Annotated in this window: 18 protein-coding genes; 6 read left to right on the forward strand and 12 right to left on the reverse strand. The window is 58.8% G+C overall.

Features of this window, described 5'->3' with window-relative positions; genetic code table 11:
- The 3 genes from AC2FNN_RS04625 to rnd all read left to right on the forward strand — a co-directional run.
- A partial coding sequence (locus AC2FNN_RS04625; RefSeq protein WP_496757010.1) for an AIR synthase-related protein occupies window positions 1–136 on the forward strand: 136 nt, incomplete at its 5' end.
- On the forward strand, window positions 133–729 hold the full coding sequence (purN, locus tag AC2FNN_RS04630) for a phosphoribosylglycinamide formyltransferase (protein WP_171614120.1): 597 nt from the start codon (window positions 133–135) through the stop codon (window positions 727–729). The genes AC2FNN_RS04625 and purN, both read left to right, overlap by 4 nt.
- A gap of 114 nt (window positions 730–843) precedes the next feature.
- Complete coding sequence (gene rnd, locus AC2FNN_RS04635) at window positions 844–2,001, forward strand: ribonuclease D (RefSeq protein ID WP_496756924.1); 1,158 nt, start codon at window positions 844–846, stop codon at window positions 1,999–2,001.
- Between the two features lie 6 nt (window positions 2,002–2,007).
- On the opposite strand, the gene AC2FNN_RS04640 is transcribed toward rnd, so the two are convergent.
- Window positions 2,008–2,538: a hypothetical protein gene (locus AC2FNN_RS04640; RefSeq protein WP_496756925.1), complete on the reverse strand. Its 531-nt coding sequence runs from the start codon at window positions 2,536–2,538 to the stop codon at window positions 2,008–2,010.
- 139 nt (window positions 2,539–2,677) lie between these two features.
- Between AC2FNN_RS04640 and AC2FNN_RS04645 the strand changes: the two genes are divergently transcribed.
- Complete coding sequence (locus AC2FNN_RS04645; RefSeq protein ID WP_496756927.1) at window positions 2,678–3,088, forward strand: SufE family protein; 411 nt, start codon at window positions 2,678–2,680, stop codon at window positions 3,086–3,088.
- A 2-nt stretch (window positions 3,089–3,090) separates the two neighbouring features.
- Here AC2FNN_RS04645 and AC2FNN_RS04650 read toward each other — a convergent pair whose 3' ends face one another.
- From AC2FNN_RS04650 to AC2FNN_RS04660, 3 genes are all read right to left on the reverse strand, one after another.
- Entirely contained in the window at window positions 3,091–3,750 is a 660-nt protein-coding gene (locus tag AC2FNN_RS04650) for a DUF1638 domain-containing protein (protein ID WP_496756928.1), read from the reverse strand.
- A 77-nt stretch (window positions 3,751–3,827) separates the two neighbouring features.
- Window positions 3,828–4,865, reverse strand: a complete 1,038-nt coding sequence (locus AC2FNN_RS04655) for a Hint domain-containing protein (protein ID WP_496756930.1) — start codon at window positions 4,863–4,865, stop codon at window positions 3,828–3,830.
- Window positions 4,866–5,013: 148 nt separating this feature from the next.
- Window positions 5,014–5,712, reverse strand: a complete 699-nt coding sequence (locus tag AC2FNN_RS04660) for a corrinoid protein (RefSeq protein WP_171632198.1) — start codon at window positions 5,710–5,712, stop codon at window positions 5,014–5,016.
- A 271-nt stretch (window positions 5,713–5,983) separates the two neighbouring features.
- Here AC2FNN_RS04660 and AC2FNN_RS04665 point away from each other — a divergent pair, with 271 nt between their 5' ends.
- Window positions 5,984–7,051, forward strand: a complete 1,068-nt coding sequence (locus tag AC2FNN_RS04665; protein ID WP_496756931.1) for a PA0069 family radical SAM protein — start codon at window positions 5,984–5,986, stop codon at window positions 7,049–7,051.
- A gap of 136 nt (window positions 7,052–7,187) precedes the next feature.
- On the opposite strand, the gene gltA is transcribed toward AC2FNN_RS04665, so the two are convergent.
- Both gltA and gltX read right to left on the reverse strand, forming a co-directional pair.
- Window positions 7,188–8,483, reverse strand: coding sequence for a citrate synthase (gltA, locus tag AC2FNN_RS04670; protein WP_496756932.1), 1,296 nt, complete (start codon window positions 8,481–8,483; stop codon window positions 7,188–7,190).
- Between the two features lie 121 nt (window positions 8,484–8,604).
- Entirely contained in the window at window positions 8,605–10,005 is a 1,401-nt protein-coding gene (gene gltX, locus AC2FNN_RS04675; RefSeq protein ID WP_496756933.1) for a glutamate--tRNA ligase, read from the reverse strand.
- Window positions 10,006–10,083: 78 nt separating this feature from the next.
- On the opposite strand from gltX, the gene AC2FNN_RS04680 reads away from it, so the two are divergent.
- Window positions 10,084–12,132 carry a ComEC/Rec2 family competence protein gene (locus AC2FNN_RS04680; RefSeq protein WP_496756935.1) on the forward strand — a complete coding sequence of 683 codons (2,049 nt, stop codon included), beginning with the start codon at window positions 10,084–10,086 and terminating at the stop codon, window positions 12,130–12,132.
- On the opposite strand, the gene lexA is transcribed toward AC2FNN_RS04680, so the two are convergent.
- From lexA to AC2FNN_RS04710, 6 genes are all read right to left on the reverse strand, one after another.
- On the reverse strand, window positions 12,126–12,824 hold the full coding sequence (lexA, locus tag AC2FNN_RS04685) for a transcriptional repressor LexA (RefSeq protein WP_496756937.1): 699 nt from the start codon (window positions 12,822–12,824) through the stop codon (window positions 12,126–12,128). The two genes, AC2FNN_RS04680 and lexA, sit on opposite strands and share 7 nt — an antisense overlap.
- A gap of 78 nt (window positions 12,825–12,902) precedes the next feature.
- Complete coding sequence (locus AC2FNN_RS04690) at window positions 12,903–14,075, reverse strand: molybdopterin molybdotransferase MoeA (protein ID WP_496756938.1); 1,173 nt, start codon at window positions 14,073–14,075, stop codon at window positions 12,903–12,905.
- The gene (gene moaC, locus AC2FNN_RS04695; RefSeq protein ID WP_496756940.1) at window positions 14,072–14,545 is read right to left on the reverse strand and encodes a cyclic pyranopterin monophosphate synthase MoaC; all 474 of its coding nucleotides are present in this window, start codon (window positions 14,543–14,545) and stop codon (window positions 14,072–14,074) included. The genes AC2FNN_RS04690 and moaC overlap by 4 nt, the downstream gene beginning before the upstream one ends.
- Complete coding sequence (trpC, locus tag AC2FNN_RS04700) at window positions 14,545–15,357, reverse strand: indole-3-glycerol phosphate synthase TrpC (protein ID WP_496756942.1); 813 nt, start codon at window positions 15,355–15,357, stop codon at window positions 14,545–14,547. The genes moaC and trpC overlap by 1 nt, the downstream gene beginning before the upstream one ends.
- Window positions 15,354–16,373 carry an anthranilate phosphoribosyltransferase gene (trpD, locus tag AC2FNN_RS04705; RefSeq protein ID WP_496756944.1) on the reverse strand — a complete coding sequence of 340 codons (1,020 nt, stop codon included), beginning with the start codon at window positions 16,371–16,373 and terminating at the stop codon, window positions 15,354–15,356. The genes trpC and trpD overlap by 4 nt, the downstream gene beginning before the upstream one ends.
- Window positions 16,370–16,951: an anthranilate synthase component II gene (locus AC2FNN_RS04710; protein WP_152458094.1), complete on the reverse strand. Its 582-nt coding sequence runs from the start codon at window positions 16,949–16,951 to the stop codon at window positions 16,370–16,372. The genes trpD and AC2FNN_RS04710 overlap by 4 nt, the downstream gene beginning before the upstream one ends.
- Between the last annotated feature and the right edge of the window lie 190 nt (window positions 16,952–17,141).

Consider the following 17,141-nt stretch of genomic DNA (forward strand, 5'->3'; position numbering starts at 1 on the left):
CGGCCTAATTGTCGTGTGCGCCGCGGACAAGGCGGATGAGCTGTCGGCCCTGCTGGCGGATGCCGGTGAAACCGTCGCTCGGATCGGTACCGTCACGGAAACGCCCGGCGTTGCCTATTCGGGCAAACTGCTGTGAGCCAGAAGCGCGTCGCGATCCTGATCTCCGGGGGCGGGTCGAACATGGTGTCGCTGGTTGACAGCATGACCAAAGATCATCCGGCGCGACCCTGTTTGGTGCTGTCCAATGATGCGCAGGCAGGCGGGCTGAAAAAAGCTGCGGACCGTGGCATTCCGACCGCAGTGGTTGATCATCGCCCCTTCAAAGGGGACCGCAGCGCCTTTGAAGCCGAGCTTTTGAAGCCCCTGCAAGAGGCGCAACCCGACATTGTCTGCCTGGCTGGCTTCATGCGGGTTCTGACAGCGGATTTCGTTTCCCGGTTTCAAGGGCGGATGCTGAATATCCACCCTTCATTATTGCCTAAATACAAAGGGTTAAACACCCATGCCCGCGCGATTCAAGCCGGAGATTCCGAACACGGCTGCTCGGTGCATGAGGTGACGGCGGCACTGGATGATGGCCCGATTCTGGGCCAGGCACGGGTACCGATCCAAGCCGATGATACCCCGGAATCGCTGGCTGCGCGGGTGCTGGTGTGGGAGCACAAACTCTACCCCGAAGTGCTGCGGCGCTTTGCTGAAGGCAACAGGTCGCCCGTCCTGTTGCCGTGAACGCTCTGTGGGTGATTTACACCCGTGCAATAATCGGCCTATGGTCGTCGACAACGCTCGGGACGAGGACAAAAACGGGCAGGCACAAAAACAAGAGCGATACTAGTACGGCGCATGAAAACCCTGACGACGACGCAAGAGCTGGCCGAATTCTGCAAGGCCGCCGAAGGCTATCCCTACATCACGGTCGACACCGAATTCCTGCGCGAGCGGACGTATTACTCCAAGCTGTGCCTGGTGCAATTGGCTGTCCCGTCCGAAGATGAAGACGGCGCGGTTCTGGTCGATCCGCTTGCCGATGGCCTGTCGCTTGACCCGCTTTACGATCTTTTCCGGAATGAAAGCGTGGTCAAGGTGTTCCATGCCGCCCGCCAGGACCTTGAGATCTTCTGGGTCGAAGCCGGCGTGTTTCCCAAGCCGCTGTTCGACACTCAGGTCGCAGCGATGGTTTGTGGCTTTGGCGAACAGGTTGGCTATGAAACTCTGGTTCGGAAAATCTGCAAGCAGGGTGTCGACAAGACCTCTCGGTTCACCGACTGGTCCCGGCGCCCGCTGACCGATGCTCAAAAAAACTATGCTCTTGCAGATGTGACCCATTTGCGCGGCATCTATGAGCGTCTGGCCGCAGAACTTGAAAAGACGCAGCGCAGCCACTGGGTTGCCGAAGAATTGCGGACGCTGACACAGCCTGCCACATATGACATCCGCCCAGAAGACGCATGGAAGCGGGTAAAGACGCGCACGAACTCGGCCAAGTTTCTGGCCGTTGTGCGCGAATTGGCGCAGTTTCGCGAATCCTATGCGCAGGAAAACAACGTGCCCCGGAACCGCGTATTCAAAGACGACGCGCTGATCGAGTTGGCATCGACGAAACCCAAGACACATTCGGATTTGGGCGGGTCCCGCCTGTTGCTGCGCGAAGCCCGCAAAGGGGCGATCGCCGAAGGTATTCTGGCAGCGGTCAAGCGTGGCGTGAATTGCCCGCCCGACAAATTGCCGAATGTCGACACCTCGCGCGACAAGCTCAAGGTCAATCCGGCGCTGGCTGACCTGCTGAGGGTTCTGCTGAAGTCAAAAACCGAAAGTTCAGGTGTTGCGGCGAAATTGATCGCCACAAGCTCGGACCTGGATCAGATTGCAGCCGGCGAGCGGGATGTTCCAGCCTTGTCGGGATGGCGGTTCGAGGTCTTTGGCGAGGATGCTCTCAAGCTGTGCGAAGGAAAGATTGCCCTGGCGGCCAAAGGGCAGTCGGTCAAGGTCGTGTCCCTGTAACGGCGCTTACCGGCGCCGTGATTCCAATGCGTTCTGTTGTCCGACCACGCGGACCAGCCGAATACCTTCCAGTTCCTGTTTCGAGATATTGATGGCGTCCGATACCATCCGAGTACGTTCCGACCCTTGCGGCGTCTCATAGCTGGGGTAGGTCACGCGGAACACAAATTCCAAAGTTCCGTTTTTCTGGTTTTCTTCCTTGTCAACAGGAACCAGACGCGCGTTGAATGCCCCCTGCCGGACAGCCGTGCCAGACGCATAGATGATCGCGCCAGAGGGGGTCGGGTCGATGCGCAATTCGTCGATCCGACCAATTGGAATGCTGGTGTCTTCGGCATCGGGGCGGGAAAACAGGCCGGTTCCTCCGCCTTGCTTCGGAACCAGTGCGTCGGCGGCATTTGGGTCGGGCGGTGTTTCGGCTTCGACAGATCTGCTGGATCCGAACCAGTTTGACGGGTTCACCCGAGAGTCACGCCAACTGCTGCATGCAGTCAGGGTCAGCGTGGCGATGATAAGAACGGACAGAGATTTTTGCATGGACCCACAGACTTTCACACGAGTTCAGGCAATGGGTTAGCGCAATTTCTTCGCGTTGAAAAGCCACCGCGGGGGCTGGACAGTGGCCGGTCACCGGCTTAGGTCACAATTGTGAATGCAACCAAAGGATCACCGCATCATGGCCACGCCCGCCTTTGAAGAGATTGTCGAGGATTTCGAGTTTCTCGAGGATTGGGAAGACCGGTATCGCCATGTCATCGAGCAGGGCAAGGCGATGGATCCTTTGGACGACGCATTCAAGGTTCCGGCGACAAAAGTGCATGGATGCGCCAGTCAGGTCTGGCTGCATCCGATGATTGAATCCGGCGTCTTCAAGTTCGATGGTGACAGCGATGCACTGATCGTGCGTGGCCTGATCGCTGTTCTTCGGTCCTTGTACAACGGTTTGCCCGTGGCCGAAGTTCCCAAGGTCGATGCGGGGGCGGAACTGGCACGCCTTGGGCTGAACGACCACCTGTCCGCTCAGCGCTCAAACGGCTTGCGGTCGATGATCGAACGCATCCGGCAGGTCGCACAGGAAAACGCCTGACCTCAACTTGGGCGGTTTGCCCAATCTGACAGTGTGTTTTCCAAATCGCCGTAACCGGTGAACCGGCGTTCAAATTCAAGGCCCATTCGATCTGCGCATTCGCGCGCGCGTTCCGTCAGTTCTGGGTTGTCGATCTGAGCCTGATAGACAAGTTTGGTGTAGTTGCCGAAATACATGTCACGCAGTTCCGGGTGGCGGTCCAGGCCCAGTGGTTTCCAGACAAAGGCGTCGAATTGCCGGGCCAGGAAATCTGTCAGATAAAAAGCGGTTGTTTCGTCTTCTCCGTGGTCCTGAAAGGCCTGATTTCCTTCGAAGAAGGAATAGCAATGGGGCCCCTTCACCATTTCGACCCCAAGCTTTTCGCAGGCGGCCTGAAGCAGACCTCCGGTCCCGCAATCGGCGTAAACGATGTAGATCTTGTCATAATTGGCCTGATGCTTGGCCACGGCGTCTTCCACAGCCTGGGTGATCCGTTCCGGGTGAACGTGCAGGATTGCCGGCAGGCAGGTCAGAGCCATGTGATCCCAGCCATTTCGTGTTTTGATGTCCAGTATTTCGCGCGCAAGAGCGCCGCAGGCAATCAACAGGATGCTTCCCTTGCCTGCATCGTCATAGCCCTTCGTGGTCAGGCTTGCATCATCTGGCAGGGATTCGTTTGACATCAGGTGGCATCCTCCGGGGCTGTTTCCATAGGAGGCTGATTGCGGCCATTGGGCAAGCCCCGATCCGACATCTCATGTCAGGCTGCCGACGCATGCGCTTCGAACGCGGTCAACAGGGGCCTGGCCAGCGGGCCGTACGCGGCGACACCATTCAACGACAGTTCCGGTAACAGCGACAGGATTTCTTGCCGTTCGGCGGAACCGAGACTGTCCCAGATTTGCGCGCCGGGATGAAAGCTCTCGCTCAGGCAGTCTTCGGCCCAGAGCAGCTCGTGCCGGTCGAACAGCAAGTGGATGTAGGTCACCAACCCTCCGGGCCGCAGTATGATGTTGGACCCGTTCACGAGATGTTTGGCAGGCGCCAGGGCTTCGCTATGTCCGGTGTGCAGTTCGAGACGCCAATCCCCAATCAGCATGCGGTGCTGTTGTGACACCAGAAGGTCACGCGTGTTTCCGACGGCGCCCGCTTTGAAGAGAATTGGCGCATGCGGACCCGTTGCCTTGACGGTTCGCCGCCCCATCCAACGTAGGGGTTGCAGCCCATGATCATGGGTTTCGATACGGTCACCGACGGACAGGGTATCAATCGGCCGCGCGCCTTGCTTGGTGCGGATCATCGTTCCGGGGGTAAAGCAGGGCACCAGATCCCAATCTTCACGGCGGGATGTCAGGCCTGAATACCGGTTTCCGGCAAGGCTGTTGAGCGTGATCGAGCGGACAGGGCCAGCCTCCAAGGCCGATTGGTCCGAATTGTCCGAGAATTCCGGCATCAGATAGGTGTTGCCATCCACATCCTGCGCCACAACTGCGGTAATCCTGGCAGTTGATCCGTCTAAATAGGTGATCGTGGCATTGTAGACCGAAGTGCCATCGAATGTCTGAGGCGGCCCGCCATCGATCGAAAACCGATCATTGGCCGACATGTTGTTCATGTTATAGACCGTACCCGGATTGCCGACCGGGCTCCAAGTGACGCTGTTATGAGCCAGCGGATCGTCGGACCCGCCAAAGGTTTTCCCTACAAGCGCCGAAGCGTTTTCAGCTGTGTTGTTGCCTTCGAAACTGTCGATATCGGCAAGCTTGCCGAGCGAGATGGCCGTAAACGTAGTCGGCACGAGACCCCCCCTTGGGATGTGGATGCCTCGTTCTTTTAGACCTGCTTTGGTTTAAAATTGGATAATCCGGATCTTCCGGTGGCAAAGTGCTTCGGAATCGAAAAGGCCGCCCGGATCGGACGGCCTTTCAATCAGTATTTTCCGGGTCTTAGCCAGCCAGTTGATTGTGCTTGCGGCCCACGAATTCCTTGGCGGTTTCCACTGCAACAGCTGCGTCGCGGCAATAGGCATCCGCGCCGATGGCCTTGCCGAACTCTTCATTCAGGGGCGCGCCGCCGACCAGAACGATGTAATCGTCGCGGACGCCCTGTTCGACCATCGTGTCGATGACCACTTTCATGTAAGGCATCGTAGTGGTCAGCAGGGCCGACATGCCCAGAATGTCGGGTTGTTCGTTTTCCAGCGCTTCCAGATAGTTTTCGACCGGGTTGTTGATGCCCAGATCGACAACTTCGAAGCCAGCGCCTTCCATCATCATCGAAACAAGGTTCTTGCCGATGTCGTGGATGTCGCCCTTCACGGTGCCGATGACCATCTTGCCGACGCGCGGTGCACCGGTTTCGGCCAGCAGCGGCTTGAGAATGGACATGCCGCCCTTCATGGCGTTTGCGGCCAGCAGAACTTCGGGGACGAACAGGATGCCGTCGCGGAAGTCATGGCCCACGATGGTCATGCCGCCAACCAGAGCCTTGGTCAGGATGTCATAAGGTGTCCATCCGCGTTCCAGCAGGATATTGGTGGCTTCTTCGATCTCTTCCTTCAGGCCGTCATAGAGATCGTCGAACATCTGCTCGACCAGTTCGTCGTCATTCAATTCGGACAGGACGATGTCTTCTTCGTCGGACATGGGGTGTTCCCTGTGCTGGGCGGGCCATCGGCCCGTGGTGGCATTTTTTTCCGTTTTGGCCAAAACGTCGCATTCTGACTGTGACGATTGCGACGTCGGTCGTTTCGGGACCGACCTATAGGACAAAAAATGGGGGGGCTCGATAGAAAAGTCTGCAAGATCATCCTGCGGAGATTTCATCTCGCTTCAATCCGTCGGTGATTTGGCGGGGCTTGCGCCAAATTGGTGACAGGCCTATGTTCGCAGGTGAACAAAAGAAGAACACACTGACATGAATATCGCTCGGACGATCAAGGCAAGAGGAACAACGACGAACGAAGCTGGTCGGTTTGAACGTTTTGCCACCACCGCCACCGAGGACGGGTGGGACATTGAGGAAGAATTGCCGCCGCTGCGTACCGAGACACGAGAAGAGGTTGCACGCAGCGCTATTACGTACAACCGATCCCCTGATTTGCCCTTCGATCGTTCGATCAACCCGTACCGGGGATGTGAACATGGCTGCGTTTACTGTTTTGCGCGGCCCAGCCACGCGTATCTGGGGCTATCGGCAGGATTGGATTTCGAAACCCGCCTGATCGCTCGACCCAACATAGGACGTGTTTTGCGCAAGGAATTGTCCGCCAGATCCTACAAAGTTGCGCCGATTGCAATTGGTACGAATACGGATCCGTATCAGCCGATTGAGAAAAAGCACATGATTACAAAGTCATGCCTTGAGGTTTTGAATGAGTTCAATCACCCGGTCGCAATCGTCACCAAGGGTGCTTTGATAGAGCGGGATCTGGAGTTGCTTGCCGACATGGCAGGCCGGGGGCTGGTGCGGGTTGGTATTTCGCTGACCACGTTGGATGCGGATTTGTCCCGGCGGATGGAACCACGGGCACCGTCGCCCCTTCGGCGGTTGCGTGTGATCCGAGCGCTGACGGAAGCGGGCGTTCCGGTGCGTGTGATGACGTCACCCATCGTGCCGGGGCTGACGGATCATGAACTGGAAAACCTTCTGGAAGCCGGGAAAGAGGCCGGTGCGGATGCCGCAAGCTGGATCATGTTGCGGCTGCCGCGCGAAGTATCGAAGCTTTGGCAGGGCTGGCTTGCCGATCATGAGGCTTCGCGGGCGGAAAAGGTCATGTCCAAACTGCGGGAAATGCATGGGGGACGGGATTATGATCCGCGTTGGGGGCGCAGAATGCGGGGCGAGGGTGAGTATGCCGGGATCATCGCTCAAAGGTTTATGAAATCCTGCAAGCGTCTGGGGCTGTCCATAAAATCGGCCCCGTTGCGCTGCGACTTGTTTGCGGTGCCGCCGCAGCCCGGAGATCAGCTGAGCCTGTTCTGAGGTCATGCGTCCCGGCTTGTCCGTTGCTGTCTTGCGCGGGAAAACACCGGGTCTTCGCGCTCTCATTGCTTCCGCCCAAACAAAAAAGACCCCGGCAGTACCGGGGCCTTCGAAACAGATTGCCGCAAGGCGCGTATCAGCGATTTTCGATATCCACGTAATCGCGCAGCGTTTCGCCCAGGTACAGCTGACGCGGGCGGCCGATCTTGTTTTGCGGATCGGCGATCATTTCTTTCCACTGGCTGACCCAGCCAACAGTGCGTGACAGAGCGAAGATCGGCGTGAACATCGAAGTCGGGAAACCCATCGCTTCGAGGATGATGCCCGAGTAGAAGTCGACATTCGGGAACAGCTTTTTCTCGGCGAAATACGGGTCTTCCAGCGCTTCGCGTTCCAGTTCCTTGGCAACCTGCAATTTCGGGTTGTCTTCAACGCCCAGCAGGTCAAGAACTTCGTCTGCCGATTGCTTCATTACTTTGGCGCGCGGATCGAAATTCTTGTAAACGCGGTGACCAAAGCCCATCAGGCGGAACGGATCGTTCTTGTCTTTGGCGCGGGCGATGAATTCGGGAATGCGATCAACAGTGCCGATCTCTTCCAGCATTTCCAGGCAGGCCTGATTTGCGCCGCCATGGGCCGGACCCCAAAGGCAGGCGATGCCAGCGGCGATGCAGGCAAACGGGTTTGCACCCGAAGACGACGCCAGACGCACGGTCGATGTCGAGGCATTCTGTTCGTGGTCTGCGTGCAGCGTAAAGATGCGGTCCATCGCGCGGCTGAGGATCGGGTTGACCTCATATTCCTCGGCAGGAACGCTGAAGCACATGCGCAGGAAGTTCGACGCATAGTCCAGATCGTTGCGCGGATACACGAAAGGCTGACCGGTGTGGTACTTATAGGCCCACGCAGCAATTGTCGGCATCTTGGCGATTAGACGATGCGATGCGATTTCACGCTGCTGCGGGTCGGCGATATCCGTTGAATCGTGATAGAAGGCCGACATCGCGCCGACAACGCCGACCATGATGGCCATCGGGTGCGCGTCACGGCGGAAACCGCGATAGAAATACTGCATCTGCTCGTGCAGCATGGTGTGGCGTGTGATCGTGGTCTCGAACTTCTCAAGATCCTTTGCCGCCGGCAGTTCTCCGTAGAGCAGCAAATAGCAGACTTCGAGGAAATGCGATTTCTCGGCCAGTTGGTCGATCGGATAGCCGCGGTGCAGCAGTTCGCCTTTTTCACCGTCGATATAGGTGATGGTGCTGTCGCAGCTGGCGGTCGAGGTGAAACCCGGATCGTAGGTGAAGACGCCGGCCTGACCATAAAGCTTGCGGATATCAATGACATCCGGACCAGCGGTCGGAGAATGAACAGGCAACTCATACTCTTTGCCGTGAACGGTCAGAGTGGCTGTTTTGTTGCTTTCGGTCATGGTTGTCCCTTCTTCATTCATGCGCACGCCAGAGATACCTCCGGTGATACGGGCAATGACTGCGCGTGGACGCGCAGTCCGGGTGTTAGCGGAGCAGCGTTACCCGTTTATGAAGCTTGGGTTATTTCGCTGCTTCAGAAAGCCGCGCCAGGGTTTCTTCCCGTCCCAGCACAAGCATCATGTCAAAAACCGAAGGCGTAACGGCCCGACCCGCCAGGGCGGCCCTCAGCGGACCGGCCAGCTTGCCGAACTTGAGCCCCTTTGACTCGGCAAAGGAATTCAGTGACTCCTCCAGTTCGTTCCGCGACCAGCTAGCATTTTGCAGATGCGGCGTCAATTCCGTCAGTATACCATCGGATACAGTTGCCAGTGCCTTTGCCGCCTTTTCATCCGGAACGATCGGGCGGCTTGTCAGCGCAAAATGAGCCTTTTCAAGCAGTTCCGGGAAGGTGCGCGCCCGGTCCTTGAGGCAATACATCGCACGTTCCAGATCACTGGATTGTGTTTCCGTAAGGGGCGAAAGGTCTGCCGCGGTCAGATATGCTTCGATCTCTTGCCGCAGTGCAGCATCGTCCGAGATTGCGATATGCTGCCCACACAGGTTTTCAAGCTTTTTCAGATCGAACCGTGCAGGGCTTTTGCCGATCCCATCCAGATCGAACCAATCTTTTGCTTGCGCGTCCGTGAAAAACTCATCGTCGCCATGACTCCAGCCCAGCCGGGCCAGATAGTTGCGCATTCCAGCGGCAGGATAGCCCATGGCCTGATACTCCTGCGCCCCAAGTGCACCATGGCGCTTGGACAGCTTCTTGCCATCCGGCCCGTGAATCAGCGGGATATGCGCCCAGACCGGAACGTCCCAGCCCATGGCTTCGTAGATCATCATTTGCCGTGCGGCGTTGTTGAGGTGATCGTCGCCGCGGATGACATGGGTGACACCCATGTCGTGATCGTCGACAACGACTGCCAGCATGTAGACGGGTGTTCCGTCCGAGCGCAGAAGAATCATGTCGTCCAACTGGTCATTGCGAATGCTCACATCGCCCTGAACCTGATCGTGGATCACGGTCACCCCGTCCTGAGGCGCCTTGATGCGTATGGCAAAAGGTGCGTCCGGATATGTCGAGGGATCGGTGTCACGCCATGGGCTGCGGAACAGGGTTGATTTCCCTTCGCTGCGCGCCTGGTCCCGGAAAGCCGCGATTTCTTCCTGGGTCGAGAAACACTTGTATGCTTTGCCCTCGGCCAGCAACTGATGCGCGACTTCGGCGTGACGGGCGGCCCCTTCGAACTGGCTGATCACATCACCGTCGTGATCAAGGCCAAGCCAGGCCATGCCCTGAAGGATCGCGGCGGTCGCTTCGGGTGTCGAACGTTCGCGATCGGTGTCTTCGATCCGCAGCAGGAATTTGCCGCCCCGACCACGCGCATACAGCCAATTGAACAATGCAGTGCGCGCGCCGCCGATATGCAGGAAACCGGTGGGCGAGGGGGCAAAACGAGTGACGACCTGTTCAGTCATGGTGAGGATTAACCTTTTGGTAACCGTATCTGGCATAGATTGAAGCCTGTCTAACGAGCCCGAAGGACGGGGGCAACCATGCGTGTTCTTGCACGGGTCGAGGCCGCGCTGCTGCACCAGACAGGGTACCTTTTCCCTTGGACGCCGGTTTTGCTGGCGACGGGGATTGGTCTTTATTTCGGCGTCCGCGTCGAGCCGAATTGGCCAGTATATGCCGGTCTTATCTGTCTTGGGATCGCTCTTGTCGCCTTGCGCCGCCGGCTGCCACCGGGGGTGGGAACGTTGGCAATCGGGGGGGCGCTGATCGCTGCCGGTTTCATTCTGGCAGGCGTTCGCGCCCACATGGTGGCAGAACCGGTTCTGTCGTGGCGATATTATGGCCCTGTCGAGGGGAGGGTCGTCGCCATGGATCGGTCTGCCTCGGATGCGTTGCGGTTGACGCTTGATCAGGTACGCATAGGGGATGTACCTCAGGAGCGCAGGCCGCAGCGCATCCGTCTTTCCGTTCATGTTCCAACGGGCGCAATCGCACCGGGGCAGCGTGTTATGACCACGGGTCATCTTTCGCCGCCGCAGGGGCCGGTCGAGCCCGGAGGTTTCGACTTTCGCCGCCATGCCTGGTTTCAACGATTGGGTGCGGTCGGCTATACTCGCGTCGCGATTATGACCATCGCACCAGCGACCGAGGGGATCGACGGCATTCGGGTCACTGCGATCCGCATGGCCATTTCGCAGCGGGTCAGGCAGATCCTGCCCGGTGAAATCGGTGGATTTGCCGCGGCTGTCACCACCGGAGATCGCAGCGGGATGGGGCAGGAGACGCTATCCTCCTTGCGGGCATCCAATCTGGCGCATCTGCTGGCCATTTCCGGGCTTCATATGGGGCTGCTGACAGGGTTCGTGTTCGTGGCGTTTCGGTTGGGGCTGTCGTTGTGCCCCCCTGTTGCGTTGCGAGTTCCGGTTCGCAAGGTGGCTGCTGTTCTCGCGCTTTGTGCCGCAACCCTTTATCTGTTGTTGTCCGGGGGTAACGTCGCGACCGAACGGGCCTTTGTCATGGTCAGCGTCATGCTGGGGGCCGTGTTGATCGACCGGCGCGCGATTTCGCTGCGTGCGGTCGCTGTTGCCGCCGTAATCGTGCTGGTCCTTCGGCCCGAGTCGCTGCTGAGCCCCGGATTTCAAATGTCGTTCGCCGCAACCACAGCCTTGGTCGCCGTCTTCGGAGCGTTGCGAGAGATGGGCCCGTTGCCCGGCCCAAACTGGTTGAAACCAGTCGTCGGCGTGGTGATGTCATCGGCAATTGCAGGCCTTGCAACAGCCCCCATAGGTGCTGCGCATTTCAATACGATGTCCCATTACGGTCTGCTGGCCAACCTGCTTTCCGTTCCGGTCATGGGCCTTTTTGTCGTGCCCTCTGCCGTCGTTGCGGCGCTTCTGGCCCCGCTTGGACTGGAGGCAATTGCCCTGACCGTCATGGGGTGGGCACTGCATTGGATCCTTACGGTTTCCGACTGGGTGTCGCACCTTGAGGGCGCGCAGGGTTTTGTGGTCAGCCCACCTTGGTACATCCTGCCCCTGGTCGCATTCGGCGCCTTGTGGATGGCTTTGTGGCAGGGACAAGCGCGATGGGCCGGAGCAGTGCCTGTTGCCCTGGCATTTCTGCTGTGGAACTCGGGGCACAGACCGGATGTTCTGATCGCTGAAAATGGCGGACTGGTGGGCGTTATGACCGACAAAGGGCGGGCCCTCAGCAAAAGCAAAGGCAGCGGGTTTGTCGCCGGTGTCTGGCTTGAAAATGACGGAGACGGTGTTGGCCAGATCGAGGCGGCGCTCAGATGGCCGGACAGCGACATCGTGCAACGATACCCGCTGAAGGACTATGAGATCATCCATATCACCGGAAAAAGGGCGGCGCGGGCGTTTGACGAGTGTCAGGAAAACCAGATCATCATCTCGGCTGTTGCGCTTGCCTTGCAAGGTTCATGCGGGGTGTTCGATCCGGAGCGGTTGTACGAAACCGGCAGCCTGTCGGTTTCGAACGGAAAGCTGACCTCGAGCGCGGACATGACCGGCCACCGGCTTTGGTCCCCGAAACCTGCCGGGGACCGTCATTCCAAGCAGGTTCAATAGGTGCGGATCAGTCCGACCAACCGGCCTTGAACCTTGACCTTTTCTTCGGGCAGGACGCGCGTTTCATAAGCCGGGTTTGCAGCCTCCAGCGCGATTGCATTGCCGCGGCGGAAGTACCGTTTGAGGGTCGCTTCCTGATCCTCGACCAAGGCAACCACGATGTCGCCGTTATCCGCGGTCGAGGTTTCCCGGATGACGACCACGTCACCGTCATTGATGCCAGCGTCGATCATCGAGTCGCCGCGAACCTCAAGCGCATAGTGCTGTCCCTGTCCCGAAACCATGGGGCCGGGAACGGCCACGTGATGCGATACATGGCTGATGGCTTCGATGGGAACACCGGCTGCGATCCGGCCCATGACCGGCAGCTCCAGCGCGTCCACCGATACAGGCTCCACGTTCGCGGGGCGGCGGCCCTTGGGCCGGTCGCCTTCGATCACGCGTGGCGTAAAGCCAGCCGTCGGCTCGCCGCCAAGGCTTTCGGGCAATTTCACGATCTCGATGGCCCGAGCGCGATGGGCAAGGCGGCGGATAAATCCGCGTTCCTCCAATGCGGTGATCAACCGGTGAATGCCGGATTTCGACCGCAGGTCAAGAGCAGCCTTCATTTCATCAAAACTGGGCGGAACACCGTCCGCCTGCACGCGTTTGTGGATGAATTCCAGCAAATCCAATTGCTTCTTGGTCAGCATCGCTCACACCTCGTCGCTCATGCGTTTTCTTTTGTTCTACGCATGTTCACGTTTTGTGTCAACGAATTTGAGGACAGGTCAGATCGGCAGGTATTCGACCATTTCCCCGATGTCGCGCGCCGGATCGTGTGGGGCGCGGACCAACAGCGCGTTGGACCGAGCCAATACGCTGAGAAGGGAACTGTCCTGATCTGCGCAAGCTTCGATACCGGCATCCGTCACCACGGCGCGCATATAATGCTCGCGCGGGCCATTCTCGGGCAAAGGGACATTCAGCCGGGCCGTGCGGAAGGGGGGCAGCACCTGTTCCAGCCCCAGCATCCGACGCACCATCGGGGCCAGAAAAAGATAGCCGCAGACCATGGCGCTGACCGGGTTGCCCGGCAACCCGACCATCGCCGCGTTGCCGATACGACCGGCCATCAGGGGTTTTCCGGGGCGCATTCGGATCTTGTAGAAGGATTGCTTCATCCCCAACCCCTGCGAGACGTCCGACACGAGGTCATAATCGCCAACCGACGCCCCGCCGATCGTCACGACCAGATCCGCCCCCTGCGCAAGGCCAAAGGCCGTTTCAAGCGACGAAACAGTGTCCCGCGCGATCGGAAGCACGCGCACCACAGCCCCCAATCCTTCGAGCATTGCCTTGAGGCCAAATGTGTTCGAGGCGATGATCTGATCAGGGCCGGGTTCTTCCCCGGGCATGACCAATTCATCACCGGTCGAGATGAGGGCGACAACGGGTTTGCGCGAAACCGGGACGCGAGGGATGTTCATCGCGGCCATCAAGGCCACATCTTCAGCGCGGATCAAACGCGGGGCCGATATGGACGTGCCAGCCTTGAAATCCACGCCAGCGGGTCGGATGTTCGTTTTGGCGCCGGGTGCGTCCGTGATCGTCAGAAGATCACCGCGGCGGTCCGTATCCTCTTGAATCACAACGAAATCCGCGCCCTCGGGCACAGGAGCGCCGGTATAGATGCGAACGGCCTGTCCGGGGCCTACAATGCCCTCAAAACGACGTCCGGCTGCTGACTCGCCCACGACTTTGAACATGGCGTGCAGTTCGACCTCGTCAGATTTGACTGCATAGCCATCCATGGAAGACGCGGCAAAAGGCGGTTGGTCCCGCGTGGCCGTGACGTCCCGCGACAGAACGCGCCCTGCGGACTGGGCCAGTGGAACCTCTTCTGCCGACAATGGCCCCACAAGATCGAACAGCAGGGTGCGCGCCTCTTCGACAGTAATCATTTCGCCTCGTAACGCCCTGATTTACCGCCATCTTTGAGCAGAACGCGAATGCCGCCTATCTCCATCGCCTTATCGACGGCCTTGGTCATGTCGTATACCGTCAACGCGGCTGTCGATACGGCGGTCAGCGCTTCCATCTCAACCCCGGTCTGGCCCGAGGTCTTGACGGTGGCCTGAATCCGAACACCCGGCAGGTCCGGGTCAAGAGTCAGCTCGACCGCCACTTTGGTCACCGGCAAAGGATGACACAGCGGAATGAGGTCCGGCGTCTTCTTCGCGCCCATGATGCCGGCCAAACGGGCAACGCCCAGAACATCGCCCTTCTTGGCGCGACCTTCGGAAATGATTTCAAAGGTTTCCGGCGCCATCCTGATGTGACTTTCGGCAACGGCGACGCGATCTGTCACCTCTTTGTCCGAGACATCGACCATATGTGCCTGACCTTGGGCATCGAAATGGGTCAGCGGCATCACATCACTCCGGGGATCAGCGGGTTTGACAGGATATGGCGCGTTGCCGCTTCAACATCGTCCTGGCGCATCAGGCTTTCTCCGATCAAGAAGCAGCGGGCCCCATAACGTGCAATGTCCTTCAGATCGTCTGGCGTGCCCAGTCCGCTTTCGCACACGATGGTGCGATCGGCGGGCACCAGCTTGGACAGGCGGCGCGTCGTGTCGAGCGTTGTCTCGAATGTCTTCAGATTGCGGTTGTTGATACCGATCAACGGGCTTTTCAGCTGTGCCGCGCGTTCAAGCTCTGCTTCGTCGTGTACTTCGATCAGAACATCCATGCCCCATTCGAATGCGGTGTCTTCCAGTTCAGCCGCCTGATCGTCACTGACCGAGGCCATGATGATCAGAATACAATCCGCCCCCAGGGCGCGCGCTTCGACCACCTGATACGGGTCGTACAAGAAATCCTTGCGCAAGGCGGGCAGGGATGTCGCGTCGCGCGCCTGCGTCAGATACTCTTTTTGACCCTGAAAACTAGGGGTGTCGGTCAGGACGGACAAACATGTCGCGCCACCCTCTTCGTAAGCCTTTGCAAGAACGGGCGGGTCGAAATCCGGCCGGATCAGCCCCTTGGACGGGCTGGCTTTCTTGACCTCGGCGATCAGGCCATAGCCTTGCCGCGAGGCGTGTTGCAGCGCATTGGCAAAGCCACGGGGTTCCGAGGCGGCCCGGGCCTCACCTTCCAGTGTTTCCAGGGATTTCTGCGCTTTGTCTGCCGCGACTTCTTCCAGTTTGTAGGCTTTGATTCTGTCCAGAACGGTTTCGGTCATGCGGCTTCCTGTGTCTTGGCGGCCAAGGCCGTGATTTTGTTTTTGGCATTGCCACTGTCGATGCTTTCAGCAGCCATGGCCACGCCTTCGCGCAGATCATTTGCCGCTTCGGCGACGACCAGAGCAGCGGCCGAATTCAGCAACACCGCGTCACGATACGCTGACGGCGCACCTTCCAGCAAAGCCCGGAACGCAACGGCGTTTTCCTCGGGCGAGCCGCCGATGATGTCCTCGAACGGATGCACCGGAAGACCTGCGTCTTCGGGGTGCAGTTCGACCTCTTTCACAATCCCGTCTTCCAGGGCGGCGACCCAGCTGATACCGGTAATCGTAAGCTCGTCCGTCCCGTCCGATCCGTGTACCAACCACGCGCGGTCTGACCCCAGCAGGCCAAGCGTTTCGGCCATCGGACGGATCAGGTCGCGGCTGAAGGCGCCGGTCAATTGCCGTTTGACGCCGGCAGGGTTGGTCAGGGGCCCAAGAATATTGAAGATCGTGCGCGTTCCCAATTCTTGCCGGGACGGCATCACATGGGCGATAGCAGGGTGGTGCATTGGCGCCATCATGAAGCCAATTCCAACGTCTTTCAGCGCGCTTTCAACAACTTGCGGGCCAACCATGACGTTGATACCCATCTGGCCCAATGCGTCCGCTGCGCCGGATTTGGAGCTCAGGTTGCGATTGCCGTGTTTTGCGACCGTGACTCCGGCACCGGCCACGACAAAAGCGGTCGCGGTCGAGATGTTCAGGGTGCCTTTGCCGTCGCCGCCGGTGCCGACGATATCCATCGCCCCCTCGGGTGCGTTTACGGCATTGCATTTCGAACGCATCACGGCTGCTGCTGCGGCGTATTCATCGACCGTCTCACCGCGTGTCCGCATGGCCATCAGCAATCCGCCGATCTGGCTGGGCGTCGCTTCGCCATCGAACAGTATGGCAAAGGCTTTTTCGGCCTCGGCACGTGTCAAAGGACGATCGGCAGCGGCTCCGATCAGCGGTTTCAGCGCGTCGCTCATGCCGGGACTTTCAGTTCTTGCAGGAAGTTTTTGAGAAGGGCGTGACCGTGCTCGGATGCGATGGATTCCGGATGGAACTGCACGCCGTGGATCGGCAATTCCTTGTGCTGCAATCCCATGATCGTGCCGTCGTCCAGCTCGGCCGTGATCTCAAGGCAATCGGGCAGGGTCTCGCGCTCGACCACCAGCGAATGGTAGCGCGTTGCTTCAAAGGGTGAGGGAAGCCCGGCAAACAGGCCCTTGCCGGTGTGCTTCACCGTGCCCATCTTGCCATGAACGATCTCGTGGCATCGAACCACCTTGCCGCCAAACACCTGACCTATGGTCTGATGGCCCAGGCAAACCCCCAACAAAGGTGTTTTGGTTTCTGCGGCGGCTTCGGTCAGCGCCAGGCAAATCCCCGCCTGATCCGGGTCGCAGGGGCCGGGGCTCAGCAGAATGCCGGCAGGGTTCATGGCCATCGCTTCCTGCACATCCAGCGCATCATTTCGGCGAATGACCATTTCGGCACCAAGTTCGCCTAAATAATGTACCAAATTGTAGGTAAACGAGTCGTAGTTGTCGATCAGCAGCAGCATTTGGGCACTTATCTTCGCTTGGGCATTTCGGGCTGGCGATGCAGCCCCGGGCCACGGTATAATGTCCGCACATACATGCTCAGGCTTGAGCGGCAGCGTCAAGAGGACATACCGTTTCTGACGCGTTCAATTGGCCGAGCGCCACACCAGATGGCGCAGAGCTGAACGAGGCAGAGGAAAGAGGCGAAAG

The sequence above is a fragment of the Ruegeria sp. BHSA118 genome, assembly GCF_059613405.1.